At 59.5% G+C, this 25,133-nt stretch carries 18 protein-coding genes and 1 pseudogene; 7 read left to right on the top strand and 12 right to left on the bottom strand.

The genetic code is table 11. From position 1 onward, the window contains the following. Positions 1 to 199: 199 nt before the first annotated feature. The 4 genes from A6A03_RS11605 to A6A03_RS11590 all read left to right on the top strand — a co-directional run bounded on the left by A6A03_RS11605 (position 200) and on the right by A6A03_RS11590 (position 3,635). Positions 200 to 583: an FmdB family zinc ribbon protein gene (locus tag A6A03_RS11605; protein ID WP_066788244.1), complete on the top strand. Its 384-nt coding sequence runs from the start codon at positions 200 to 202 to the stop codon at positions 581 to 583. Between the two features lie 71 nt (positions 584 to 654). Next, positions 655 to 1,827 carry an ArsA family ATPase gene (locus tag A6A03_RS11600; protein ID WP_066788241.1) on the top strand — a complete coding sequence of 391 codons (1,173 nt, stop codon included), beginning with the start codon at positions 655 to 657 and terminating at the stop codon, positions 1,825 to 1,827. A 132-nt stretch (positions 1,828 to 1,959) separates the two neighbouring features. Further along, positions 1,960 to 2,124 carry a 50S ribosomal protein L33 gene (gene rpmG, locus A6A03_RS11595; protein ID WP_066788233.1) on the top strand — a complete coding sequence of 55 codons (165 nt, stop codon included), beginning with the start codon at positions 1,960 to 1,962 and terminating at the stop codon, positions 2,122 to 2,124. Between the two features lie 167 nt (positions 2,125 to 2,291). Continuing rightward, positions 2,292 to 3,635, top strand: coding sequence for a DUF4129 domain-containing protein (locus A6A03_RS11590; protein ID WP_245668960.1), 1,344 nt, complete (start codon positions 2,292 to 2,294; stop codon positions 3,633 to 3,635). Between the two features lie 33 nt (positions 3,636 to 3,668). Here the strand turns inward: A6A03_RS11590 and glmS are convergent, their stop codons facing one another. Further along, positions 3,669 to 5,531 (bottom strand): glutamine--fructose-6-phosphate transaminase (isomerizing), encoded by a 1,863-nt coding sequence (glmS, locus tag A6A03_RS11585; RefSeq protein ID WP_066788227.1) that lies wholly within the window; start codon positions 5,529 to 5,531, stop codon positions 3,669 to 3,671. A 481-nt stretch (positions 5,532 to 6,012) separates the two neighbouring features. Continuing rightward, a complete protein-coding gene (locus tag A6A03_RS11580) occupies positions 6,013 to 6,576 on the bottom strand; it encodes a disulfide oxidoreductase (protein WP_066788225.1) in 564 nt (187 codons plus the stop codon). A 156-nt stretch (positions 6,577 to 6,732) separates the two neighbouring features. On the opposite strand from A6A03_RS11580, the gene A6A03_RS11575 reads away from it, so the two are divergent. Continuing rightward, the gene (locus A6A03_RS11575) at positions 6,733 to 9,300 is read left to right on the top strand and encodes a GAF domain-containing protein (RefSeq protein ID WP_066788223.1); all 2,568 of its coding nucleotides are present in this window, start codon (positions 6,733 to 6,735) and stop codon (positions 9,298 to 9,300) included. Positions 9,301 to 9,402: 102 nt separating this feature from the next. Continuing rightward, positions 9,403 to 11,424: a VanW family protein gene (locus tag A6A03_RS11570; protein ID WP_066788220.1), complete on the top strand. Its 2,022-nt coding sequence runs from the start codon at positions 9,403 to 9,405 to the stop codon at positions 11,422 to 11,424. 37 nt (positions 11,425 to 11,461) lie between these two features. On the opposite strand, the gene murI is transcribed toward A6A03_RS11570, so the two are convergent. The 9 genes from murI to radA all read right to left on the bottom strand — a co-directional run bounded on the left by murI (position 11,462) and on the right by radA (position 20,695). Beyond that, complete coding sequence (murI, locus tag A6A03_RS11565) at positions 11,462 to 12,232, bottom strand: glutamate racemase (protein ID WP_066788217.1); 771 nt, start codon at positions 12,230 to 12,232, stop codon at positions 11,462 to 11,464. Between the two features lie 116 nt (positions 12,233 to 12,348). Then, positions 12,349 to 13,089 carry a gamma-glutamyl-gamma-aminobutyrate hydrolase family protein gene (locus A6A03_RS11560; protein WP_066788214.1) on the bottom strand — a complete coding sequence of 247 codons (741 nt, stop codon included), beginning with the start codon at positions 13,087 to 13,089 and terminating at the stop codon, positions 12,349 to 12,351. A 22-nt stretch (positions 13,090 to 13,111) separates the two neighbouring features. Beyond that, on the bottom strand, positions 13,112 to 13,864 hold the full coding sequence (locus A6A03_RS11555) for a gamma-glutamyl-gamma-aminobutyrate hydrolase family protein (RefSeq protein ID WP_066788212.1): 753 nt from the start codon (positions 13,862 to 13,864) through the stop codon (positions 13,112 to 13,114). A 138-nt stretch (positions 13,865 to 14,002) separates the two neighbouring features. Then, on the bottom strand, positions 14,003 to 16,669 hold the full coding sequence (locus tag A6A03_RS11550; RefSeq protein WP_066788210.1) for a GAF domain-containing protein: 2,667 nt from the start codon (positions 16,667 to 16,669) through the stop codon (positions 14,003 to 14,005). Positions 16,670 to 16,690: 21 nt separating this feature from the next. Then, positions 16,691 to 17,269, bottom strand: coding sequence for a SpoIIE family protein phosphatase (locus tag A6A03_RS11545; RefSeq protein ID WP_066788202.1), 579 nt, complete (start codon positions 17,267 to 17,269; stop codon positions 16,691 to 16,693). 9 nt (positions 17,270 to 17,278) lie between these two features. Then, on the bottom strand, positions 17,279 to 17,689 hold the full coding sequence (locus tag A6A03_RS11540; RefSeq protein ID WP_066788198.1) for an anti-sigma regulatory factor: 411 nt from the start codon (positions 17,687 to 17,689) through the stop codon (positions 17,279 to 17,281). Between the two features lie 46 nt (positions 17,690 to 17,735). After that, a complete protein-coding gene (gene dtd, locus A6A03_RS11535; RefSeq protein ID WP_066788195.1) occupies positions 17,736 to 18,203 on the bottom strand; it encodes a D-aminoacyl-tRNA deacylase in 468 nt (155 codons plus the stop codon). Continuing rightward, entirely contained in the window at positions 18,203 to 19,294 is a 1,092-nt protein-coding gene (locus A6A03_RS11530) for a PIN/TRAM domain-containing protein (protein ID WP_066788192.1), read from the bottom strand. The genes dtd and A6A03_RS11530 overlap by 1 nt, the downstream gene beginning before the upstream one ends. 3 nt (positions 19,295 to 19,297) lie before the next feature. After that, positions 19,298 to 20,695, bottom strand: coding sequence for a DNA repair protein RadA (gene radA / locus A6A03_RS11525; protein ID WP_066788189.1), 1,398 nt, complete (start codon positions 20,693 to 20,695; stop codon positions 19,298 to 19,300). A 231-nt stretch (positions 20,696 to 20,926) separates the two neighbouring features. On the opposite strand from radA, the pseudogene A6A03_RS21065 reads away from it, so the two are divergent. After that, positions 20,927 to 21,619, top strand: a pseudogene (locus tag A6A03_RS21065) (winged helix-turn-helix domain-containing protein); the annotation flags it as partial. 90 nt (positions 21,620 to 21,709) lie between these two features. Here the strand turns inward: A6A03_RS21065 and A6A03_RS11520 are convergent. After that, positions 21,710 to 24,757, bottom strand: coding sequence for an O-antigen ligase family protein (locus A6A03_RS11520; protein WP_066788180.1), 3,048 nt, complete (start codon positions 24,755 to 24,757; stop codon positions 21,710 to 21,712). Between the last annotated feature and the right edge of the window lie 376 nt (positions 24,758 to 25,133).

Here is a 25,133-nt window from a genome sequence, read left to right as displayed (position 1 = left end):
GCTCCCCTCTCCCGCGTCAGTGGGAGAGGGGCTGGGGGGTGAGGGCCAGCAGCCCGCGCAGCGGGCTTGGTACCCTAGCCCGGCCCTTCAGGGCCGGGGGCCGGATCAGATGGTCTATCCGTCCTTGATCCCGCTGTCGCAGGAGATTGCTTCGCCGCCTGCGGCGGCTGGCAATGACATATCTATCACGAGGTTGGCTATGCCGATCTATGAATACTTCTGCCCGGCCTGCAATGGCCAATTCCAAAAGTTAGTGCGCGGCTTTAGCGATCCACCCGGTTTGGCTTGCCCGCGCTGCGGCAATACCGAGGTTCGCCGCGCCATTTCGCGCTTTGCTACCCTGAAGTCGGAAGATGACCGGATCGAGTCGTTAGCCGATCCATCTAACTTTATGGGGCTAGACGAGAGCGATCCGCGTTCGATTGCCCGCTGGGCCAAGCGCTTGGGCAAAGAGCTAGGCGAAGACGCCGGTGAAGATTGGGATGAAATGGTCGATCAGATGCTCGAAGAGGAGCTGAGCGGCAAACAGGACGATGAGGAGGGTCGTTCGCCAGCGAAGCCTGATGATCTCGGTTGGGCGTGACCATCCATTTGCATAAAAGACAATCTAACGGTATTATAAAGCAAAGTCGCTTCTAGAATGAACGGTCGAGTATGCGCATCCTCTTCTACACCGGCAAGGGCGGCGTCGGCAAAACCAGTGTGGCAGCGGCTAGTGCCCTCCGCTGCGCCCAACTTGGGTATCGGACTATCGTGCTCTCGACCGATGCGGCCCACTCGCTGGGCGATTCGCTCGGGGTTGATTTGCGCGCCGAACCGATTCAGGTGGCGCCGAATCTGTGGGCGCAAGAGATTAACGCCCTCCACGAGCTTGAGTCGAGCTGGGGGGTGGTGTCTCGCTATTTAGCCGATCTGCTTGCGTGGCAGGGGGTCGAAACGATCGCCCAAGGCGAGCTGTCGGTTATTCCCGGCACCGAAGAACTCTTCAGCCTGCTTCAGATTAAGCGCCATTACGATGAAGGCAAGTATGACGTGATCGTGGTCGATGCCGCTCCCACCGGCGAGACGCTACGTTTGTTGTCATTGCCCGATGTGATGCGATGGTGGATTGCTCGCCTCTTCCCGATTGCGCGGGCGCTGCTGCGGGTGGTGCGTCCGGTGGCGCGGCGAGTGACCGATATGCCGATCGCCGATGACGATGTGCTCGCATCGGCGCAGCAGGCGATCGATGCGCTGATCGATGTGCGCCAGTTGTTGACGAACCAGCAGATTTGCACGGCGCGGATCGTGATGAACCTCGAAAAGATGGTGATCCGCGAGGCGCAACGTTCGCTAACCTACCTGAGCCTGTTCGGCTATGCGGTTGATGCGATTGTCGTCAACCGGATTCTGCCGCCCGAAGTGGATACTCACTTTGGCCAGTGGCGAGCGATGCAGCAGCAATACGCGCCAATGGTCGAGGAGATGTTCGAGCCGTTGCCGATCTTGCGCGCGCCCCATTTCTCGCAAGAGATTGTCGGGGTTGAGTTGCTTTCGCAGTTGGCCGACCATCTTTTTGGCAAGCACGATCCGGCGGCCTTCCTCTATCAAGGCCCCACCCAACGGCTGGAAAAGACTCCCGATGGCTACGATTTGATCGTGCCGCTGCCGTTTGCCTCTGAGGATCAAGTCCATCTGGCCCAGAGCGATGACGAGCTGCTGATTTCGGTTGGCTGGCACCGCCATCGCATTGTGTTGCCGCAATCGTTGGCTCGTTTGCGCGCCCAAGATGCCTTCTTTGAGGATTCGTCGCTCCGGGTGATCTTCCGGCGCGAGGCGGCGGCGTAGAAAGGGGTTAGCCTCGCTAAACCCCTCCTATGCCGCGGTGTAAGTTGCTCGCATGCCGTTGGTATGGTATACTAACCGCTAGTGCGCCCCAAGGGCGCAATTTCGTGTGTAGTTCTGGGAAGAGGGATCACTATGGCCAGCAAGAAGGGTAACCGCATCGTGATCAAGCTGAAGAGCACCGAGAGCGGCCATACCTATACGACCGAGAAGAACCGGCGCAACGATCCGAGCCGTCTCGAGTTGCGCAAGTATGATCCGATTGTCCGCCGTCACGTGGTGTACCGCGAGACCAAGTAGGGGCAGAGTAGCGCTCTGCGAACAAGCTGGGCAGAGTAGCGCTCTGCCAATAAGCTGGGCAGAACAGCATTCTGCGAACAAGATGGGCAGAGCACTGCTCTGCGAACAAGATGGGCAGAGCACTGCTCTGCCCATACACATTTACGTTTACATCCATGATCCGCCTGTTGCGTATTGTTCTCCTTGCCGCCTTTGAAACGACACTGGTCGCGTTATCGTTGCTGGTGCTGGCAGCGCTCACGTTGCCGTGGCCGGGGTTGTTTAGCGCCGTGCTGCTTGGTTGGCTAGCCGATGGCGCGGCCCGCCGGCTGCGCCGTCCATTCCACTATCTGCCGCTGGCGCTGGCGCCGCTGCTTGCCGCCACCGGCTTGCTGTGGCTGGTGATTGGCGGTGATCCGCTGGCGCTGTGGCCAGCCTTGCTGCCGGGCCAACCCCAAAGCGGTCTTGCATACATAGCGACACTGGTTGCGTTTTTTCTGACGTGGCGGGGAGCCGGCTTGGAGAGCCACGATAGCGCCACCATTCTCACCCTTGCCGGCAGAGGGATGGCTGCCGTGATCGCGTCGCTGCTGGTTGGCCCGCTGCTGCGCGCCGGCGCTGCCTTGCCCGATGATCTCCTATTCTCGTATGTCGCAGTCGCGATCGGCTCAGGCTTAGGATCGCTGGCGCTAGCCCACCTCGTCGAAACGGCGGCTGATCGCGCGCGGGTGTTCGATCTGCGCTGGACGCTCTTGCTCTTGGGGGTGATCGGCGGCGTGTTGGCGATTGGGGCGGCGCTGACTGCGCTGCTCAGCGGTGAAGCGGCGCTCGATGGCGTGGTCAATCTGCTGCGCTTCTTGCTGTTGCCGTTGGCGCTGATTGGAGCGGCGCTGGTCTATCTCTTCACCGTGATCTTTGGTGATCTGATCCGGGCGCTCTTGGCGCTGTTGGGGCAGGCGCTGGCCCAGATGAACCTTCGCCCTGAACCGCCGCCAGTGACCGATACGGCGCCGATCGACGATGCCGCCGTTGAGACAGTGATCGCTTTGGCGCAACAGGCAACCTTCTGGCTGGCGTTGATCCCGCTGGCGGTGTTGCTGGTCTTGTTGGTCTGGTGGCGGCGGCGCGCGCGCCGGGTTGCAACTGATGAAGAGCGCGAGTCGCTCGATGTCGGTCAAAGTCTTCTGGCCGATGTGCGTGATCTGCTCGGTGCGCTCCGCAATCCGTTTCAGCGCCGGTTGAGCGGGTTGCAAGCGGCGCTGGCAGCTCTGCGCGGCGCCGACCCAGTGACGCGAGTGCGCCGCGCCTATATTCAGGCGCTGCTGGCGCTGGAGGAGCGCGGCTTACGCCGGCCTCCAGCCCAGACACCCGCCGAGTGGTATGCGACGGTAGCACCCACTTTGCCCGACCCCGCGCCGTTTGCCGAGCTTACCGCCATCTACGAGCGGGCCCGGTACCAACCCGCCGGTGTCGAACCAGCCGAGGCCGCCATCGCCGAACAAGCTTCCCAGACGGTACGCCCATCGTCGTAGGGGCGCACTACTGTGCGCCCCTTGCCTCCTTGGTTATTCCACCGTCACGCTTTTCGCGAGGTTACGCGGTTGATCAACGTCGCATCCGCGCAATACTGCAACGTGATAAGCGAAGATTTGCAACGGGATCACGTTCAGCACCGGTTGCAAGAGCGGCAGGGTCGCAGGGACGCCGATCATGTGATTGGCCTTTTCGGCCAGCAGCGTATCGCCGGCGTGACCGATCGCGATCACCTGCCCGTGGCGGGCGCGCACCTGCTCGACGTTGCTGATCATCTTTTCGTAGATGTGGTCACGCGGCGCAATGCAGATCACCGGCATGTTCTCGTCGATCAGCGCGATCGGGCCGTGTTTCATCTCGCCCGCCGGGTAGCCCTCGGCGTGGATGTAGCTAATCTCTTTCAACTTAAGCGCGCCCTCAAGCGCGATCGGATAGTTGATCTGGCGGCCAAGGAAGAGCGCGTTGCCGGCCCGGTGATAACGTTCGGCCAGCTCGATGCAGATCGGCGTCGCCAGCTCGATCGTCTGCGCCGCCTTGCCGGGCAGCTCGATCAACGCCTGAATATGCTCGCGGATCTGGGCCGGCGTGAGCGTGCCTCGCGCTTGCGCCAGCCGCAGTGCGAACAGGTAGGCAACGACCAGCATTGAGGTAAAGGCTTTGGTCGAAGCCACCCCAATCTCAGGGCCGGCATGCAGGTAGAGCGGGCCGCCGTCGGCCACGCGGGCCGCTTGGCTGCCGATCGCATTGACAATCGCCACGCTCGGCGCACCCTGTGCGCGCGCCTCTTCCATCGCCGCCAGCGTATCAACCGTCTCGCCGCTTTGGGTGAACGCCAGCAATAAGGCATCGCGCTCACCATCACTCTGCAAGATCGGCCCGCGATACCGGAACTCGCTAGCGTAATCGACTTCAACCCGCACCCCGGCGAGATTCTCAATCAAAAATTTCGCCACCAGCGCCGCATGCCACGCCGTACCGCAGGCGGTAGCGTAGATCCGGCGCACCCGGCGCAGATCGTCATCGCTCAGGCGCAGATCCTCGAGCTCGATCCGGCCTCGCTCTTGGTCGATCCGTCCGCGCAGCGCATCCATCAACGCGCGCGGCTGCTCGGCAATCTCCTTTTGCATAAAGTGGCGATAATCGCCCTTGGCCGCCGCCACCGGATCCCACGCGATCGTATGGGTGGGGCGCTCGACGGGGGCGCCGTCAAGCCGGGTGATCGTGACACTGTGGCGGCGCACGACGGCGACATCGCGATCTTCGAGGAAGATCAAGGTGCGGGTATAGTCAAGGATCGCTGGAATATCCGAGGCGATAAACTGTTCATCCTCGCCGAGGCCGATCGCCACGCCGCCGGCATTGCCAAGTCGTGCCGCCACCAGCGTATCAGGTTCGTGGATCGAGAAGGCCACAATCGCGTTGCCGCCGCGCAGCTCGCTGAGCGTTTGGCGCACCGCCGTAACCAGATCGCGGCTATCGCGGTAGTAATGGCCGATCAGCTTCGCGATCACCTCGGTGTCGGTTTGCGACTCAAACTGGTAGCCGAGTTCGAGCAACCGCCCCTTGAGGCTGAGATAATTCTCGACAATGCCATTTTGGATGACGACAATCGCGCCGCTGTCGTCACGGTGGGGGTGAGCGTTGAACTCGGTCACGCCGCCGTGGGTGGCCCAGCGAGTATGGCCGATCCCGATCTGGCCGCGGGTTGGTTCGGCGGCCAGCCGCTGTTGCAAATTGCTCAGCTTGCCGACGCTGCGGCGCAATTGCAAGCCGAGATCAGGGTCATAGATCGCGATGCCGGCGGAATCATACCCGCGATATTCAAGCCGTTGCAACCCATTGATCACGACGGTGGTCGCTTCGCGGGGCCCAATATACCCAACAATACCGCACATACTGAAAACTCCTCATCATTCATGGCAGCGCCAACCAGCAGGCGCGCAGCCAACTGCTGCATAGGGTGCAGCAGAAAGCGCGAGCAAGCGCCTGCGGTCAAGCAGCGTGAACAGGATCATTCAGATCGGGTTGTGGGGGAAAAGCATGTGGCGGGTCGCTGCCGACGGCTCTGCCCTTGCCCGTCACCGGGAGGTGTTGCCCCATCGGCTCGCCGGTGGCGCCCTGCACCGGGGAGGCTTCCGCTGATCACTCGATGTTCCGGGCGGCTTGCGCCCGTTAGCTCCGGCTCGCGCCGGGAACCTCCGTCCTCGTCAACTTCGCCGGTAGGCGAAGCCCATGCGCTTCATCGTCTCAATCCGTGGTGTCGCGTTCCTCCCGGCTGCGCCCCCGCGCAGCCCTAGCCAGCCAGTATTGATGCCCGGAGTATACCACACTCCGGGCAGTTAGGTAATGACAGTTTGCTTATAGAGGGGCTAACGATTAGATCATCATCCCCAAGCCGATAAAGAGCGCGGCGGTACCGAGGACGATCACCGTCGCCGTGATACGGGCAGGGCGGCCACAGGCTGGTGGCGTTTCGGCCAGCGCCAGATTAGCCATCATCACGCTAATGATGCTAAAGGCTACCAGCGCCAGAAACGGAATCTTCACAAAGCTCAGCGCGCCGGGAATATTGATGTAATCGAACGCGCAAGGCACCGCGCCGGCGCAAGGGGCAGGAGGGATAATCAGCATCACCATCAGATAATGGTAAAGCGAAACGGCGATACCGGCCAGCGCCAACGGTAGCGCATAGAGGTAGACCTTGCGATCATCGCGCCAAATCCCGACAAAGAGCAGAACAACCAGCGGGTACATCAAAATCCGCTGATACCAACACAATTCGCAGGGAATCCAGCGCAAGACTTCGCTAAAAAAGAGACTGCCGGCAGTCGCAATCATGGCAGCAAGCAAGGCGATATGCCGGCAACTCAGGCTCAACCAGTCAAGCAGGCCGAGCTTCGTCGTTGCAGTGGTGATTGGCATCGATTGGGCGCGTTCCATAACAGCGTGCTCCACCTCGTTTAGTTTATGAATCAATTGCATTGTATCACGAGATATTGCTTGAAGCGGCGCTTAAGCAAGTGTATACTAAAAAATAATCCTGCGAGATGGCGGGCGGGTTGTTGATGTATTACTACATATATTCGGCGTGATCACATGGATGAACGCTGGACCGCCGCACAAACCCGTTTGCTCGCCGATGTAGGCGTCTTGTTCGTCTCACTCAACCAACTTGAGGCGTTTCAGCAGGTTGCCCGCCGGTTAGTGCCACTATTAGGCGATTGGTGCGCCATCATCATTCGCGACGAACATCAGCAGGCGCGCCGAGTGGCGATGGCCTGTGCCGATCCCCGCCAACAGCCGCTCGCCGAACAGCTTGTCCAAGCCGATCCGTTGGTTGATCCAGCCTCTGCCCCGGCCCACGTGCTGCGGAGCGGGCAGCTTGTTTTGCTGGCCGATCTTCCCGACGAGTACAGCGAACAACCGGCATTTTCGCCAGCGTACCGGGCAATTATGGGGCAAGTCCGGCCCCGCCACCTGCTCTGTGTGCCAATGCGGGCGCGCGATCAGGTCAATGGGGTGTTGGTCTTGAATTTCACCGACGCTTCGGACCGCCGCTTTACGCCAGCCGATATTGAGTTTGCGACAGAACTAGCTCAGCGCATGGCGCTGGCGGTCGAAAATGTCATCCTCTATCGCACCATGCAACGCCGGCTCAACCAGTTGTTGCTGGTGCAGCGGGTGGCCGGCCTCGTCAATTCGGCGTTGCAAACCGAGATGCTCTGCCAACTCGTGGTGCGCCAATTGCATTCTGTGTTCGGGTATCAGTTGGTCAGCATTTATTTATTGCAAGATGGCGCATTGCGTTTGCAATCAGTTGTTGGCTATGATCAGGTGTTGCAGACGATCCATTTGCACGAGGGTGTGGCGGGGCGGGTGATGCGTACTGGCAAGGCCGAGTTTGTGCGCGATGCCAGCCTTGATCCTGATTTTCTCGAGGTGCGGCCGGGTACGACCCAGTGCATTATTGTGCCTTTGCGTTATGCTGAAGGCACGCCGGCCGGCGTGATTATTGTTGAGTCAACTGGCAATCCCCCGCTTGATGATGAAGATTTTTTCTTGTTATCGCTGCTCGCCGATCAAGTCAGTGTTGCGTTATTAAACTCGTTTCTCTTTGCCCGTATGCTCGAAACCTTTGAGCGATTTCGCTCGTTGATCGAATTGGCCGGCAATGTGATTATCTGCCTCAGCCCTAATTTGCGCATCACCGAATTCAACCGTATGGCCGAGCAGGTCTTTGGCCGCACGCGCGGCGAGATGATCGGAGCTGATTATCCGTCTGCGTTGCTGTCAGAAGCGGAACGGCCATTGTTTGCGGCGCTGGTGCGTGAGGTGATGAGCAGCGGTAATAGCCGCTCGTTTGAAACGACGCTAATGGTGCAGGGGCGTAAGCGGTGGTTATTCTGGACGATCACGTGCCGGCGGCAGTTGAATGGCGACGTGGCCGAACTATTGCTGGTGTGCCAAGATTTGACTGAGCAGCGTGAACAGTCGATTGCGTTGCTGAACTCTGAGCGGCGGCTGCAAGCGCTCGAGCGGCTAGAGAGTATGGGGGTGATGGCGAGCGGGATCGCCCACGATTTCAATAATCTGATCAATATTATCATCGGCAATGCTCATCTATTGCAGACGGCATACACCACTGAATCATTTGCCCAGCAGAGTCTGCGCCATCTGTTGAGCGCTGCCCACCAAGCCGGTGATCTCGCGCAGCAACTGCTGAATTTTGCCGGCGAAGATCGCCTACAAGTCCAGCCTCTGCAACTCAATCAATTGATTGAAGCAACCTTACCGATGTTGCAGTCGTCGCTGGGAGCACGGGTGGACGTGCGGCTTGATTTGGCGCCGGAGTTGCCGGACGTTATGGCTGATCCAGTGCAACTCCGGCAGGTGTTGATGAATCTGGTGATGAATGCCTACGAAGCATTGCCGGAGCACAGCGGCTGTATTTGCATTCAGACCGAGCAACGCGCGCTTGATACCGATACTTCCCATCGCTTACTTCAACCACACCAGTTGTTGCCCGGCGAGTATGTGGTGATGTCGGTACGCGATAACGGGATTGGCATTGATCTAGCGATTCGCCAGCGCATTTGTGACCCCTTCTTCACCACCAAAACGCATGGTCATGGTCTCGGTTTGGCGGGTGTACTCAACATTGTCCGCCGGCACGGGGGTGCATTAGAGGTTGAAAGCCAGCTCGGTCGCGGTAGCACCTTTACTGTTTGGCTTGCGCCGCAACCGGCTGCGGTAACGGAGCGTTCCCCGTTCCCTGCTGAAAGCGATGCCGGGCCGTTGGTGCTGGTGATTGATGACAACGACGAAGTGCGCTTGTTGATCGAACGGATGCTGGCGCATGCCGGGTATCAGGTGAAAGCGGTGGCCAGCGGCGGCGAAGCGCTCCAACTCGTGGGGGGCGATAGCGGGATTGCGTGTGCGCTGGTTGACCTGACGTTAGCCGATACCAATGGGTACGATCTCTGTCGCCGGATCGCGGCGCGTGATGCGCGCATTCCGTTGGCCCTGATCAGCGGCTACCCAGTTGATGCGAGCCAGTTAGGGGATGTGCCGGTGGTGGCTACGCTGCAAAAGCCATTCCGGGCCGAGGCTTTGCTTGAGTTGGTACAGAGACTGATCCGGATGCGCGAGACGTCGTTGTCTTGAACCAAACGCCAGCTATTTGTCAGCTTTGATTTATTGACATGCCGCTCTAGCAACGGTATAGTAAGTTGTCAGACAAAATGATGTGGTGGTGAGGAGGTTCTGGTGTCGGCCCAGCATTCGCAGCCTTTCAATCCAGCTCACGATCGCCCGGTAGATGATACATTTGCGCCGTCGTTGCCCGGCGCAGTTGATTGGCCAGATCAAACCGTGCCACAACCGGCGGCGCAGCGTGGCCCGGTTCGGCGAACCCGGCGCCGGTCGCGGCGTGGATGGTGGTGGCTGTTGCTGATACTGCTCGCCAGCGTTGGTCTTGTTGCTGGCGTGCTCGTGTATCTGGAACAGAGCTATGCAGGCCGGATTTTGCCCAATGTCAGCGTGCGTGGCGTGCCAGTGGGCAACCTGAGCCGTGATGATGCCCGCGCCGCGATCGAGGCGACGTTTGCCCCCTTTCTGGCCCAACCGGTGGTCTTGACGTACAGCGGCCGTTCGTGGACGCCGACCCTTGCTGAATTAGGGGTGACGCTCGAGATTGATGAAGCGCTGGATGCCGCGCTGGCCGTTGGCCGGGGCAATGATCTCTTCACCAATCTGCAACAGATCGGGGCCGTGTGGCAGTATGGGGTTGAGCTGCCGCTGCGGCTTTCGATCGATCAAGATGCCATGCAGCGTTACTTGCTGGCGCGGGTTGCCGAAGTCGAACGGCCAGCGGTTGATGCCCGGCTGGTGCTGAATGGCACCACGGTGCAAGTTGAGCCAAGCGCGACTGGTCGCCAAGTGCTGGTGACGGAAACGCTCCACGAGATTCTAGCCGCCATTCAGGACTTAAATCCCGATACGGTAGCCTTGCGCACGCGCGCGCTCGAACCGGCGTTGCGCGATGATGCGGCGTTCGTGGCCCAAGATCAGATCGCAGCGATGCTGGCCGGGCCAATTACCCTGCTGGTTGATAACCGGCCGTTTGTGTGGTCGCTCGATGAATTGGCCCGTATGATCCGGGTCGAGCGCGTGGCCGATCCAGCCGGCGACCGGTTGGTGGTGAGCATCGATCGCGAGATGATCATGGAGCGCTTGATCGCGCTTGGTGACTCAACTGAGGTGAAAGGTACCTATCCGCGCTTGAATTGGAACGATGGCCGGCTCGAAATTTTCCAAGAGGGCAAACCGGGGCGGCGGATTGATGAAGCGCAGGCGCTCGATGCGGTGTTGGCAGCCTTGACCAAACCCGCCGACCAGCGCACCGTAGCGGTCAGCTTCCGCGAGATCCCGCCGCCGATCAATGCAGCGAACCTCGATCAATTGGGCATTACGACCCTAATTGGGGTTGGGCGGAGCGACTTTACCGGCTCGGCGCCGTACCGCGTGACCAATATTCAAGCCGGCATGCGCTTGCTGCACGGTGTGCTGATCGCTCCCGGCGAAGAGTTTTCCTTCAATCAGACCATTGGCCGGATTGATGGCTCAAACGGTTTTGTTGAGGGGTACGCGATTATTCAGAATCGCACCCAGTTGGAGTGGGGCGGCGGGATTTGCCAAGATAGCACGACGGTGTTCCGCGCTGCGTTTTGGGCTGGCCTGCCGATCACCGAACGCTGGGGGCATTCGTTTTACATCAACTGGTACGATCGGTACGGCTTTGGTCCTTATGGCGACGGGCCGGGGATGGATGCGACGATCTTTACCGGCGGTCCTGATTTGAAGTTTCTCAACGATACCGGTGGCTGGATTTTGATGCAGACACTGGTGGATACCCGGCGTAATTTGGCCGAAGTCCGGCTCTATGGCCCTGAGACTGGCCGGAAAGTGTTGCTGGAAGGGCCGGTGATTACCAACCGCACGCCAGCCCCGACCGAGCCGGTCTACGTGGCGGTGCCGGATCGGCCCGTGGGCCAGCCGCGCCAGAGCGATAAGGCCCGTGGCGGGATGGATATTCTCTTTACCCGGATTGTGCTCGGCCCTGATGGGAAAGAGATTGAACGGCGCGAGTTTGTCACGCGCTTCAAGCCATGGCCTGATATCTTTGAGTATAATCCGGCTGACCTCGGCCCCGATGGCAAACCGTTGCCAACCCCCACACCGCCGCCTGAACCAGCGCCGGCTGAACCAGCGCAGGATGCGACGGGGTGATAAGGTAAGGGCGACCCCAACGTCGCCCTTATAGCCCTTACGAGGGTATTTCAACCCCAATTAACGGCAAGGCCTCTCCCCATACGTTGGCAAGGGCCGGTGCAATGGCTTGCGGGTCGCCAGTGGTGTAGCAGCGCAGCGCACCGCTGCCATCTGGCAACCCGATTCGCTCGGCGACACGCGCGGTTTGGGCCGCAACTGCCGGCCCGGTGTCGATAATTGTGACCGCTGGCCCAGCGCAGGCACTGATGAGCGGGGTGAGGGGTGGGAAATGCGTACACCCCAGCACAATCACATCGGCGTCGGGTGCGGCGGCGAGATGGCCGGCGATAAGCATCCGGGTTTGCTCATCACTGATGGCGCCGGCTTCAACTTGCTCAACTAAATCGGGGCAGGCCAGCGCATAGACTTCAACATCAGCAGCGTAGGCATTCACGAGCGCGCGGAAGCGATCGCTCGCGAGCGTACCACTAGTCGCCATCACCGCCACTTTGCCGCGGCGGGTGGCGGCTACCGCCGGCTTCACTCCCGGTTCCATCCCCACGACCGGTACTGGCAATTCGCGGCGCAGCAATTCAATCGCGGCAGCCGTCGCGGTATTGCACGCGACCACGACGATACGCGCACCTTGATCAACCAGCCACCGCCCGCAAGCCAGTGCGCGCGCGCGGATCTCTTCAACCGGTCGCGGGCCGTAAGGGCAATAGGCGCTATCAGCAAGGTAGATCAGATCAGCGTGGGGCATCCGGTCATGGATGGCGCGCGTGACCGTCAGCCCGCCCAATCCGGAATCGAAAATGCCAATCATAATGAGGTTGGGTTATCGGTGTCACAGCAAACGATTGGTACAGGCATAGCATAGCAGAGGCAGAGCAGCGCGCTACCCGTACTTTGGGGAGCAGGTCGAGCGCCGCGCTGCCCCTACTATGGCCGGCATGCGGCGATAAAATCGGCGAACAACGCCTGCCAGCGCGGTTCGCTGCTATCCCAAAGGTGTTCAGGGTGGCATTGGACGGCCAGCAGGTAGTGATCGCCAGTGGTCTCAAACGCCTCGATAATGCCATCGGGAGCGTAGGCGACCGGACGTAAGCCGGGAGCGAGGATTTTAATCGCCTGATGGTGCATTGTGTTGCACCCGATCTGTTCAGCCGCCAAGACCGTCGCCAAGCGCGAACTGGCGGTGATCGTCAGCGGATGGGTCAGTTCCGTCCATGCACGGGTGCGGGTATTGGCGCGATGGTCAATGGTCGTCTCGAATTGGGAAGGAATATCTTGATAGAGCGACCCGCCAAGTGCGACATTGATCACTTGCAACCCGCGACAAATCCCGAGCAGCGGTTTGCCATCGGCGGCAGCCCAGCGCGCTAACGCTATCTCAACCGCATCGCGTTGCGGATCGACCGGGCCGAGCTGCGGGTGCGGCGCTTCGCCGTAATAGGCCGGATCAACATCATCGCCGCCGGGCAAGAGGATGCCGGCGCACCGGTCATACAGCGCACGCACGGCGCTGAGATCATCGGTCAGATAGATGATCAGCGGGATGCCGCCGGCAGCTTCGATGGCGCGCAGATAGGTAGGCCGCACTGCCTGCAACTCGCGGCCATCGGCGCTGGCGCCGCTATGCATCGCAGTGATGCCGATCAGGGGACGAGCGTGATCAGTCATAGCATTTCTATGGTACGGCAGACTAAGCGGCGCGGCTTTGGCGGCGCGTGTCGTGGCAACTCTCGACAAAGGCGGCAAATAGACCTTGCCAGCGCGGATCGGCTGCTTCCTGCAACGCTTCAGGATGGCATTGCACGCCCACGATAAAGGTGTGATCCTCGCTTTCGAGCGCTTCGATCACGCCATCGGGCGCCCATGCCACCGCGCGCAAGCCGGGAGCCACACGGCGCACCGCTTGGTGATGCAACGAATTGATCATGAGGTCAGTCGTGCCAAGCGAGCGGGCCAAGCGCGAGTCAGGCGCGATGGTGATCGGATGGGCAAGGAACGTCCAATCTTCGCGCGCATAGGAAGCGTTATGATCGATCGGCGAGCCAAGTTGAGAGGGAATATCTTGGTAGAGCGAGCCGCCGAGGGCGACATTAATCATCTGCACACCGCGGCAAATGCCGAGCAGTGGTTTGCCATCGGCGGCAGCCCAGCGCGCGAGGCGTAGTTCGGCCATATCGCGCGGCGGGTCAATCATGCCAAGGCGCTCGTGGGGTTGGTCGCCGTAGTGGCTGGGCGAAATATCGCCGCCGCCGGCGAGCACCAAGCCGTCGAGCTGGTCGTAAATCGCGCGCAGCGCAGTGGCGTCGAGCAGGGGCGGGATCAGCAGCGGTGCGCCGCCGGCCCGCAGCACGGCATCAACATAGGTTTGGCGATGGCCGTATGAAGGAGGGCACCAATCGCGGTCGCGGAAGGTGCCGCAGGAGATTCCGATCAGAGGCGTCATGCGCGCTTCCTCCATGGTCGGTAATGCCGATATTATGAGTGCGCATTATAACATACTATCCTAGTGAATCATCAGCCATGGGAATGATCGCGATCGAGCAGGTTTTGCGTCTTTGGGGTGGCCAAGTCTGTGAAACGGTTACGCGCGGTCGTGAGCGACGGGCAGGGCAATAAAGAACGTGCTGCCTTCGCCGACCGTGCTCTCAACCCAGATTCGCCCGCCGAGCAATTCGACCAACGGTTTCACAATCGACAACCCGAGACCGGTGCCGCCCGCTTCCACCTTGAGCGGGTTATCGGTGCGGAAGAAGCGGTCGAAGATGCGGGGCAGATCTTCGGGCTTGATACCGACGCCAGTATCGCTAATGCTAAGCATTAGATAGCGGCGACTATCGCTCAGTGTGCTGCGCACCGGTTCGGGCAGATCGACATTGAGGGTCTCGCGAGCGGCAATGGTGATGTTGCCGCCGGGGGGAGTATACTTGATGGCATTGAGCAGCACGTGATAGAGGATCTGGTGCAAGCGCATCGAATCAGCCCGAATCAGCGGCAGGCCGGGCGGGATCGAAATCGTCAATTGATGCTGGCGTTGCGCGATCTGCGGTTGCAACTCGGCGATCACACCGCTGAGGGCCTCGGCGAGGTGGAGCGAGCGCCATTCGAGATCAATGCTGCCGGACTCGATCTTGGTAATTTCGAGCACATCGTTAATGAGATTAATCATGCGCTCGGTATTGCTATAAATGGTATTGACAAACTCGCGTTGGGTATCGTTCAATTGCCCCAACCCACCCATCGCCAGCAATTGGGTAAAACCCTTGATCGCAGTCATCGGCGTACGCAATTCATGCGACATCGTGCCGATAAACTCATTCTTCATGCGATCGGCTTCAACTTCGCGGGTAATATCGCGCAGCACCAACAAAGCGCCGATGAGTTCATCCTCATCTTCTTCATCTTCGTTTTCATCTGCCTTGAGCACGGGGCTCAGGGAGACATTGATCGTCCGGCCATTGATCACAGCCGTGGTCGAAAACGTCCGCGCTTCACCGGTGACGCTGAGCGGCCGGCGCAGCAGATCATCAAGCGGTAATTCGGCGGCGTGATTACCCAGATACCGTTGAATAATATCGTGGAGATTCCAGAGCAAGAGTTCTTCGAGGGGGCGGTGGAGAATGCGGCTAGCGGCTTGATTGACGCTCAACACGCTGCCGTAGAGATCACACACGATCACGCCATCGAGCAAGCTTTGCAGAATAGCGGCGATCTGGCTGGTCTCTTTCTGTTGGCGATCGAGCAATTCGTAGCGCCGTTCAGCTTCGGCGCTAATCATGCGGAACAGATTCGCATTATTAATACCGATGGCGATTGCGCCAGCGCAGGCATTGAGCAGGCGGACATGGCCTTCGTTGAAGAAATGGGTGCGCGAATGCGAAAGGGTCATAACCCCAATCACCTCGCCTTGCACAAAGAGCGGCACCGAGATCATCGAACCTTCGCGCTTGCGGGTGCTGCCGGGGATCGATATCCAGCGCTCATCTTGCGAGACATCATTGACCAGCACGGTTTGGCCATGCTGAGCCGCCCAACCGGCGATGCCTTGACCAATCGCAAAGCGCACCACATTATCATGGGTAAGTTTTGCGCCCAAAATAGCCCGCGTGACCAGCAAGCTTGGGTTATCTTCTTCGGCCAGCAAGATCGAGGCGTGTTCAGCCTGCACAATCCGGGCCAACATCTCAAGCGAGTTGTTGAGAATCTGATCGAGATCAAGCGTCTGATTGACCTGTGAGGCGATGGCATGCAGGGTCGCGAGCCGATCCTTCTCTTCTTCCAGCTCGCGGGTACGCTCAATCACCCGTTGTTCAAGGTCGGCATTAAGGGTGCGAATCGTATGGTACAGGTCAGCATTTTGCAAGGCAATCGTCGCTTGGCTGACGATGCTCTGAGCCAGATCTTGCATAAAGCGAAGATCGAGCGGATTATTGCGTTCTTGCAGCGTCACGGCGCCGATCAAACGTTCACCGCCGATCATCGGGAGCACCATCACGCTGCAACCGGCAATCAACCAGTCGTGGTCAGGATCAACTGGCGCTGCCGGCCAAAACGTGCTGCCGGCGTGGGTAAATGCAGCTTGAATCACGGGGTTGGCAGGCGGCAAGCAATACCCAACCGGCGGGCCGTCGGCGCTGCCCCGGCTAGCGACAACGCGGAGCTGGTTGGTAGGGTCAGTCAACCAGACTGCGACGTGGTAGGCGTCGGTCAAGCGATGCAGACTATCGATCACGATCTCAAGCAGCTCATCGCGGTCGAGGGTAGCTGAGAGGCGTTGCGAAATATCGTTGAGCGCCTTCAGTTGCAGCGCGCGCTGGTCGGCTGCCGCCGAGGCGGCATCAAGACTAGCAGCAATAAATTCGCGCTCGTGGATCAACTGGTTGGTATGTTCGGCCCAAATATCGACTAAGGTCGCAATGATCTGATCGAACAATTCAGCCAGCGTATCGATCAGAGCAAGATCAGGTGTATCGTGGAGCAATGCGGCGCGGGTGGCGCGATGCACCTGATTGAGGTTACGCACCAGCGCGGGCAAATCGGCGCCGGGTTCGGCAGCGGCCAATTCGCTAAACAGCTCACGCAGCGGTTGATCGTCACCGTTGGCGACAGCAGCCAGTGCGAGTGCAAAGCGTTGCAGATCGAGCTGAACTTGGGTCGCGACCGGCCCCGTGGTCGTGTCGCGCAAATCATTCCACTGTTGCAGCAGGGCAGCCTGCTGGTTTTGCAGCCAATGGCTCAGCACAGGCTTCATACAGGCGATCGGCGGCTTTCTTTATTCACTGCGCACGACGACAACCGTTGCGTCATCGTTGTCTTTGCCGAAGCGGGCTAAAATCTCATCAGCAATCTGCTGCGGCGAACGGTGCAGATCGGGCGGCGATTCGGTTGTGAACCGGCTCGAAATGCCGTCACTGTATAAAACGAAGGTATCGCCAGAATTGTAGGTATAGGAAAGGCGCAAGAGTTGGGGCAACCGATACCCGACGATGCCATTTTTCGAGATCGGTTTAATCAGCACGTCGCTATACACTTGCGCGCCGATATTGCCGACGCCGACGAACTCAGCGGTGCGCATCCGGGCATCAAGTCGAAGCAAGGCCATCACTGCGCCGCGGCTGCCGACGAGCGCGCGGTCAGCGCGGCGCATCAAATCCATTAAATCGCCAGCCGGATCGCTTTCAAGGACGGCGACGGCGCGACGGGCGGCTTCGGCAGCGGCATCGCCACCGCCAAGCCCATCAATGACCGCAGCCAGCAACCGGTCATCATCGTATGGCAACACCACATAGGCATCGCCGCTGACACTCTGGCCGAGCTTGGGCCGTAGTGCTGCTCCCCACACAAGCTTCATACTGCCTCGTTATCTGCGGATAGTACGCCACTTCACAGCGCGTACTGTCGTTCCCACGCCGGGGGTGGAATGGATGTGGAACTCATCCATCAGCCGGCGCACGCCGGGCAAACCGGCGCCGAGCGAATGGGTCGTGCTATAGCCGTCGCGCAGGGCCAATTCGACATCAGGAATGCCGGGGCCGTGATCGCGAGCTTCAACGGCCAAACCGGCCATACCCTGTGGATGGTGAACGGGGCTGATTTCGATCTCACCACCACCCGCGTGCCGGATCAAATTGTGGCCCAACTCAAGAATGCAAATCTCAATCCGTGTGCGATCCGTTTCAGTAAACTGCAATTCACCGGCCAACCGGCGGCCGGCGCTTAGAGCGACATAAATATCGGCTTCACGCTGAATGCGTACAATCGTCGCTTCCATACCTCGTATTATACCTGAAGGGGATTAACGAAGTGCGACCGTCTAGCTAGATTGAACGGCGCGGCAAGCGTAATTCAGCGCTATCCATCACGATCGTCACTGGGCCATCATTAATCAGCGCCACTTGCATCATTGCGCCAAAGACGCCAGTGGCGACAGGGATGGCGCGGGCGCGGAGCGCAGCGGCGAAGGCATCAACCAGCGGCGCAGCGATCTCAGGGCGAGCGGCGGTGGTAAAGCTCGGTCGGCGGCCCTTGCGGGTGTCAGCATAGAGGGTAAATTGCGAGACCACTAACGCAGCGCCGCCAACATCGAGCAGTGAGCGATTGAACTTTCCTTCGTGGTCGCCGAAAATGCGCAGATGTGCGATCTTCTCGGCCAGCAGATCAACATCGTCAAGGGTATCGGTTTGGTTGACGCCAAGCAAAATCAACAAGCCGTGGCCAATGGCGCCAACGACCGCCCCATCAACGGTCACTGACGCTTCGCTGACACGCTGAATCACTGCGCGCATTACGCCTCCTCGGCTGGAATAGCAAAGATCAAGCGACCGGTTTGGGTCTGGTGAATGCGCGTCACGACCACTTCAATGGTTTGCCCGATAAGATGGCGGGCGTTCTCGACGATCACCGGCGTGCCGTCATCGAGATATCCTACCCCTTGTTGGCGGGTATTCCCTTCGTTACGGATCAAAATGTGCAACCGCTGATCCTGCATCACCGGCGGGCGGAGGGCATCGCTGAGCTGATTGATGCTGAGCACGGTAATCCCTTGTAATCCAGCGACTCGATTGAGATTGTAATCATTGGTAATGATCGGGCAATGATGCTGGCGAGCTAGTTCGATCAGCTTATCGTCAACGCGCAGCACATCAGGCAGATCGTGATTAAGAATCTCGATCGGCAATGGTGAAGACTGCTGCATCTGGTTGAGCAATTCGAGGCCGCGCCGGCCCTTTTGGCGGCGCAAATCATCGTTCGAGTCAGCTAACATCTGCAATTCAGCCAGCACAAAGGAAGGGATCAGCAACGTTCCCTCCATAAAACCGGTACGGACAACCGCGGCGATCCGGCCATCGATAATCGCGCTTGTATCAATCAGATAGCGACGACCGGTTGCTGGCGCAGGGGTTGTTTCGCTGGCTGGTGAGGCAGACGGAGTGAGTTGGGCCCGTTGTTGGCGCCACAGGTTGATCAATTCGATCAGATCGCGTTTGCGCAGATACAAGATCGACGCGCTAAAGTAGACCAAAATAGCCGTTGCAATAATCGGAAGCAGGTTCCCATACGGCGCCGGCAGCATTGCCAGCGGCACGGTGAGCAGCACGCCGGCAAAGAGACCGATGAGGATCCCAATTGCCGCTAACATCACATCACTGAGCGGGATGACACGCGCCTGTCGAAAGAGCGAGCGCAATGGATCGACAATCAAACGTGGCGCAAGGATGAGACCAAGGCCGCCGCCAGCGAGCATGAGTAATGCGGTGGCAAGGATTTGGTCAGGTGTCGGATTTGGCCCTGACAGGGAACGGCCTAGCCATAAACCGAGATAAGCCATCCAGCCAAAGCCGATGAGGCGCACGATAAAATCGAGACTTGGTCTCATGTCTCACCCTTGTTGGAGGTCAGACGGTGATGATCGCACATTGCGGGTGAGGAGTTCAACTGCTTCCGCCAACGAACGCACTGGCGTAACGGCCAAGTTGGGTGGCGCTTCCGGGGTCGTATGGGCCGGAATAACCGCTTGGCGAAACCCCAGCTTTGCCGCTTCGCTCAAGCGCCGGTCGAGCTGGCTCACGCTGCGCAATTCGCCCGACAGGCCAATTTCACCGAGACAGACCACATCAGGCGCAATGCGCTGGTTACGGTAGGACGAGGCAATGGCCAGCGCGACGGCCAAATCAACCGCCGGCTCGCCGATGCGCAACCCGCCTACGATATTCACATACAAGTCTTGATTAAACAGGGGCAATCCAACTCGTTTCGACAGCACCGCGGTCAGCATCAACAAGCGGTTGAGGTCAAACCCGTTGGTGGTGCGGCGCGGTTGGGCGTTACCGGTATGCGACGTGAGGGCCTGTACCTCAACCAGCAGCGGGCGAGTGCCTTCAAGGGTCACGGCGACGGTCGAACCGGGGCTGTGGGTGTTGCGTTCGGCGAGGAAGACCTGTGACGGATTCCGTACCTCACGCAACCCATCGCCGGCCATTTCAAACACGCCGACCTCGTTGGTGCTGCCGAAGCGATTCTTGACCCCGCGCAGCAGGCGAAACTGGTGAAAGCGATCGCCTTCGAGATAGAGCACGACATCGACAATGTGTTCGAGCACGCGCGGGCCAGCGATCGCACCTTCTTTGGTGACGTGACCAACCAGCACGATCGGAATGGCCGTTTCTTTGGCCAATTGCATCAGGCGGAGCGCACCCTCGCGTACTTGGGAGACGCTGCCGGCGGCGCTGGTTAATTCGGGCAGATAGACCGTCTGAATCGAATCGACGATCACCAAACGCGGGCGAAGGGTGCGAATATGCTCAATAATCAAGTCGAGCGATGTTTCAGCGAGCACAAACAGATCATCAGCGGCGAGGCCAAGCCGCTCGGCGCGCAGCCGGATCTGTTGGGCTGATTCTTCGGCGCTGACGTAGAGAGCCGGGCCAACGCTGGCGGCAAAATGGGCGGCCACTTGGCCGAGCAAGGTTGATTTGCCAACGCCGGGATCGCCGCCGATCAGCACGACGGAACCGGGGACGAGGCCGCCGCCAAGCACGCGGGAAAATTCCTCGGCATAGACCGGTAGCCGCTGGAAATCGGCCAGCGGCACATCGCGCAAGCGGACGGGCTGATTTGGGCTGAGTGCGGCAGGCCGGCTGGCGCCGGAGGGCCGGGCGGGAGCAATCAGTTGCTCGACCAGACTATCCCATGCGCCACACTCAGGACACTTCCCCATCCAACGGCTCTGTTGGGCGCCACATTGTTGGCAGACGAAAAGGGTGCGTGTTTTTGCCATAGCTGCATTATACCACTGCAACCGTAGCCGATGAATCGGGGGTCTTGAAAAGAAGAATTATCAACTAAAGTTGACTATAGGTATATGAAAATAGAAACCTTCGTGGATGATCGATAAACAAGTAGGTAAACAGTACTAACGACGCCTAGGAAGGGCTGGCAGTTGCGAAGCTGCGCTACAGCCCTCTATACTCCCCCTACATTTGCTTGGTTCATTACGAAGGTTTTGACCATGGTAGCCGGTATTGCATTGCTTGTTGAGAGTAATCCATATCGTCGCAGCAGGTTGATGAGAGCGCTGAACGCCTATCATTGGGCGGTCATCGCTGTAGGTGATATCAGCGTTGCCTATAACTGTCTCGTGCAGGCAGTCTTCGATGTGATGATATTAAGTTTTGACTTTTGGTTATTAGCCGAAACCGGTGTAGTTATTGATTTTTTTGTGCAAAATACAAACTCTTTAGTGATTTTATACAGCGCAGAGTTTGATATTTTAACGGTTTATTCGGGCGCTGCTGAAAATAACATTCGATTACGGGTATTATTAAGCGTACAGCGTGCGCTTGATCAGGTATGGCGGCGTTATCAACGGGTGCCGTTCATTATGAGCCGCCGGCGCATACGGAAGCCAACCACGCTTATATCACCGCTTTCACCATCAATGCTGGTTGATCCATGTCAGCGTCACGTCATTATCGCGGGACGGTTGATCAAATTGAGCACAGGTGAAATGAAGCTGTTGCAGCATCTTATTCAATCGCCTCAACAGATGGCTTCATTCAAAGAGCTAGCAGGTGTGCTCTACGAACAAGATTTCTCTCATATCGAGGCGCGCGAATTGATCAAAATGCGGATTCACCGGCTACGCCAGAAGCTTGAAAGCGAACCAGACTCGCCGAACATTATTTGTAGTGTCCGTGGCTACGGCTTTATGCTGTGTTCAGTGGTGACGCTCGTCCAAGAAACGAGCAGCCAGATCGCGCCCAATGCAGCTTTGCCCAGCAACGGCGAGCAGCTATCGGGATTGGCCATGGGGCAGGCGGTATCCGGTACATGCGGCCAACAACCAGAATGCGACAGCTATGTCGGGCCAAAAGTAGAATGCGTCGACCAACCCATGCACCAGCGCGCCAGCTATCGTAGCGGCAGCGCCGATCGCCAAGGCAGAATGGGGTTGCGCCGATGGCGCACGCACGATGCGCCACGTCGCCCAAGCCAAGCCGAGCAGCAGCAGTAGCCCGCCGCGCAGCCACAGATCAAGGATCACGTTGTGGGGATGGGCCGTATAGATTTCATTGGTGTCGCGGAGCGCTGGATCGATGTAGCGTTGATAGACAATCAGGAACTGGTCGAGGCCAATGCCGAGCGGGTGATCGAGCAGCATCGCCAGCGCCGCGCGCCACGTTGCTAAGCGGATTGCGCTGCTGCCAGTGAGGAAGCTGAGCCGTTCGATGCCGAGCGTGGTGATGGCCCCTGCAACCAGTGCCACACCAACGCCGCCGCCGATGAGGAGCAACCGGCGATAACGTGGCGCCACGGTGAAAGAGATCAAAACACCGGCAGCGACCAACGCACCCAGATACGCGCCACGTGAGAACGACACCCCCAACGCAGCTAGCGCCAGCGTGGCGCAGAGGGTGAAGGCAAGCGCGACCCAATGCTGCTGTTGCCGCCATGCGGCCCAAGCCAATACCGCCGCTAATGGCCAAACCCGCCCCATTGCCAGCCCTAGATTGTTGGGGTGGCCGTAGAACCCAGTGACGCGCACGACACCTTCTGTTGCGACCAGATCTTCGCCGTGCCCGATTTTAGTGCCAAACAGCGGCACGAGGTTGATCCCGCCTGCTTGGGCCAGCGCCACGATAGCAGAGACGGTACCGGCAGCGATCCAACCGATTAGCGTTGGCATGAGCGTGGGGCGGCCTTGCCGCTCGTGCCACCAGAGCAGGGCAGCGAACAGCAACGGTTCGACGATCATCCAACGCAGTTCGCGCACGGCCGGGCCGCGCACTTCGGCGATCAGCACACCCCAAAGGCCGCCGAGTAAAACGAATGCAGCCGGGGCAAGGGTGATCACCGTCGAAGCGCGCAGACGCAACGATCGCGGCAGCAAGCGCCAATCACGGAGCAGGGTTGCGAAGGCGGCGATCAGCAACACCACTTCGTGCAACGGCAGATAGATGCCGCTCTCGCGAATGCCGAAGCGGGCATCGAACAAGCCTTTCGGCAAAAAGTAGAGTGGCACCGTGATAGCTACCCAGCGGACAGCGAGATCAGGCCGGGCAATGGCAAGACCGATAAAGGGCACTAGGCCAAGCAGCGTGAGCGGCAGTTGGGCCGAGGCGCGGTAGGCGATAGCAAGCGTGATGCCTTGAAGTGCGAAGATAACCCACTCGCGGCGATGAGCATCGATCCGTTGCCAGCGGGCCAGCAGATGATCGAGCAGCGGCAATGCAGCGCGCATCGTGAAGGCGCTACTGATGACCAATGCGACCACCAGCAGTAGGGGGCCATAATCGCCAAGCGGTCGCCACGGCAGATGGCGCGCCACAGCAAACTCGGCAGGAGGCGCGCCGCCACGTAGTTCGAGGGTATGCACCGCATCGGGCAAACCGTGCAGAGCGTTGTCTGCTAGCGCGACCGGCGCGCCATCGAGCAACACCGCCGCCGGTGCGCCGCCGCGCAACTCAATGCCGGTGCCAGCAAACCGCACCTGCCAGCCATCGGCAGTAACCGTCACGGCGGGGTGATCCCAGCGATGCACGCCAACGGCAGCAATCGCGGGTGATTTGACATAATCGCGTAAAATGGTATATGAAGGAAGTGGCTGCCAATCGCGGCTAACTAGGGCAAAGTACGGAGTCGGGTCATCAGGATGTGGCTCGGCATAGCCGCCATAGCGCAACATCCAGACATTCATCACTCCCATCCACGGCCACTCGCGGCGAGCGCGCTCGATTTGGGCCGCGAGATACGCACCCTTGGTCGCTTCATCAACCGGCGGCCCCCAGACAAAGCGACGCTCGGGCGGAATCCGATCCGGTGCAGCGTTATAGCCAAACTCCGTCACCCAGACCGGCGTCGCCAGATCACCGTGACGCTCCATCACCTCGCGCAGCAGCACTACCCGGCTGACATCGTTGCGGGTATCGATGGGCCGATCCCACCGCCAATTGTCGCGTCCGCGCAAAAAGACGTAGCGATGCTCGGAGGGGGGTTGGCCGAGGCCGTAATTCTGGGCCGACATAATATCGAAATAAGCCGCACCGCCAAGGGAGTAAATTGCATCGAGGTATTCCAGTTCGGTCATCGGCGCGCGCGGATCGAGGCCGTCGGTCGGGGCCAAACCGGGGAAGAGCACCACCGCATCGGGATTCGCCCGCTTCACCGCTTCATAGCCCACCCGCAGCAGAGCCAGAAAATCAGCCGGCTTTGGCTCTTGCCACCCCCACTCATTCATGAGGTTCGGCTCGTTCCAAATCTGAAAAAAACGCACTTGGCCGCGGTAGCGTTCGGCCAGTATGGCGATAAACCGGCCATAATCGGCCAGATCATCGGGCGGGGCCATCGAATTGCCATCAATCGCCAAGCCGGCCTGAAATTCCGGCGTCGCACAGCCGAGGGCGCAAGCCCATTGCGGTGGGCGATCGACGCGCATAATCAACTCGATGCCGTGGGCCACCGCCGAAGCGACGATCCGGTCATACTTCGCCCAACTCGACACCTCGCCGATCGTCGCTGCATTGCGGCGGTCGCTAAAATCACCGCGGCCATGGATCTCGATGTCGTCCCATGGCACCTGCATGCGGGCATAGCGCGCGCCGAGATCGCGGGCAAGGGCGAAGGTGCGGTCAACTGCGGCGGGGTCAGGCTCAAGGTGGAGGTTAAAGACGTTCACCCCTAGCGCCGGGCCATCGCTATAGGGGAAGGGTTGATTGACCGGCGGGTATTGGGCGATGCCGCGGAAAGCGGCGTTATCGAGCCAGACGGCAACGCCGAGCGCAGCGACAAGCAGCGCGTTAAGGAGGGCCAGCCAGCTAAAGCGGGTCAGTGCAGTACGCATAGCGGAGAGAGTATAGACGGCGGGCGGAGCGGTGTCAAGGCGGGACGCTATGGCTGAGAGGCATCGGTTCCGCTGAAGGGGGGGATTGCTGCGGTCGGGCGGCGCCAGCTCCGCTGGATGCCGCCGCTCCCGCGCAATGACATGAGGGGTGGCGCACCGCTCGCAATGATATTGGGATGGCGCCTCCTCTCAATAGTTTAAGAGCGGACGGAGTCTAAACCGGAACCCGGCCCTAAAGGGCCGGGTTAGGGGTACGAAGCCCGCTGCGCGGGCTGCTGGCCCTCACCCCCAGCCCCTCAACTGGCGCGGGTTCACGGGCGAACAGAACATCCGTCCAGAACCCGGCCCTAAAGGGCCGGGCTATAGGGGTACGAAG

Origin of the sequence: Chloroflexus islandicus (assembly GCF_001650695.1) — a bacterium.
GTDB classification, from domain to species: Bacteria; Chloroflexota; Chloroflexia; order Chloroflexales; family Chloroflexaceae; genus Chloroflexus; species Chloroflexus islandicus.
The sequence above is the reverse complement of the archived record's forward strand: the minus strand, read 5'-3'. Positions and strand labels throughout refer to the sequence as shown.

What these genes read in the sequence shown, in the direction of transcription:
- glmS (WP_066788227.1), bottom strand. Translation starts at nt 5,531, where the DNA reads ATGTGCGGTATTGTTGGGTATATTGGGCCCCGCGAAGCGACCACCGTC.
- A6A03_RS11605 (WP_066788244.1), top strand. Translation starts at nt 200, where the DNA reads ATGCCGATCTATGAATACTTCTGCCCGGCCTGCAATGGCCAATTCCAA.
- A6A03_RS11550 (WP_066788210.1), bottom strand. Translation starts at nt 16,669, where the DNA reads ATGAAGCCTGTGCTGAGCCATTGGCTGCAAAACCAGCAGGCTGCCCTG.
- A6A03_RS11555 (WP_066788212.1), bottom strand. Translation starts at nt 13,864, where the DNA reads ATGACGCCTCTGATCGGAATCTCCTGCGGCACCTTCCGCGACCGCGAT.
- A6A03_RS11560 (WP_066788214.1), bottom strand. Translation starts at nt 13,089, where the DNA reads ATGACTGATCACGCTCGTCCCCTGATCGGCATCACTGCGATGCATAGC.
- radA (WP_066788189.1), bottom strand. Translation starts at nt 20,695, where the DNA reads ATGGCAAAAACACGCACCCTTTTCGTCTGCCAACAATGTGGCGCCCAA.
- A6A03_RS11580 (WP_066788225.1), bottom strand. Translation starts at nt 6,576, where the DNA reads ATGGAACGCGCCCAATCGATGCCAATCACCACTGCAACGACGAAGCTC.
- A6A03_RS11540 (WP_066788198.1), bottom strand. Translation starts at nt 17,689, where the DNA reads ATGGAAGCGACGATTGTACGCATTCAGCGTGAAGCCGATATTTATGTC.
- A6A03_RS11600 (WP_066788241.1), top strand. Translation starts at nt 655, where the DNA reads ATGCGCATCCTCTTCTACACCGGCAAGGGCGGCGTCGGCAAAACCAGT.
- A6A03_RS11575 (WP_066788223.1), top strand. Translation starts at nt 6,733, where the DNA reads ATGGATGAACGCTGGACCGCCGCACAAACCCGTTTGCTCGCCGATGTA.
- rpmG (WP_066788233.1), top strand. Translation starts at nt 1,960, where the DNA reads ATGGCCAGCAAGAAGGGTAACCGCATCGTGATCAAGCTGAAGAGCACC.
- A6A03_RS11530 (WP_066788192.1), bottom strand. Translation starts at nt 19,294, where the DNA reads ATGAGACCAAGTCTCGATTTTATCGTGCGCCTCATCGGCTTTGGCTGG.
- dtd (WP_066788195.1), bottom strand. Translation starts at nt 18,203, where the DNA reads ATGCGCGCAGTGATTCAGCGTGTCAGCGAAGCGTCAGTGACCGTTGAT.
- murI (WP_066788217.1), bottom strand. Translation starts at nt 12,232, where the DNA reads ATGATTGGCATTTTCGATTCCGGATTGGGCGGGCTGACGGTCACGCGC.
- A6A03_RS11545 (WP_066788202.1), bottom strand. Translation starts at nt 17,269, where the DNA reads ATGAAGCTTGTGTGGGGAGCAGCACTACGGCCCAAGCTCGGCCAGAGT.
- A6A03_RS11520 (WP_066788180.1), bottom strand. Translation starts at nt 24,757, where the DNA reads ATGCGTACTGCACTGACCCGCTTTAGCTGGCTGGCCCTCCTTAACGCG.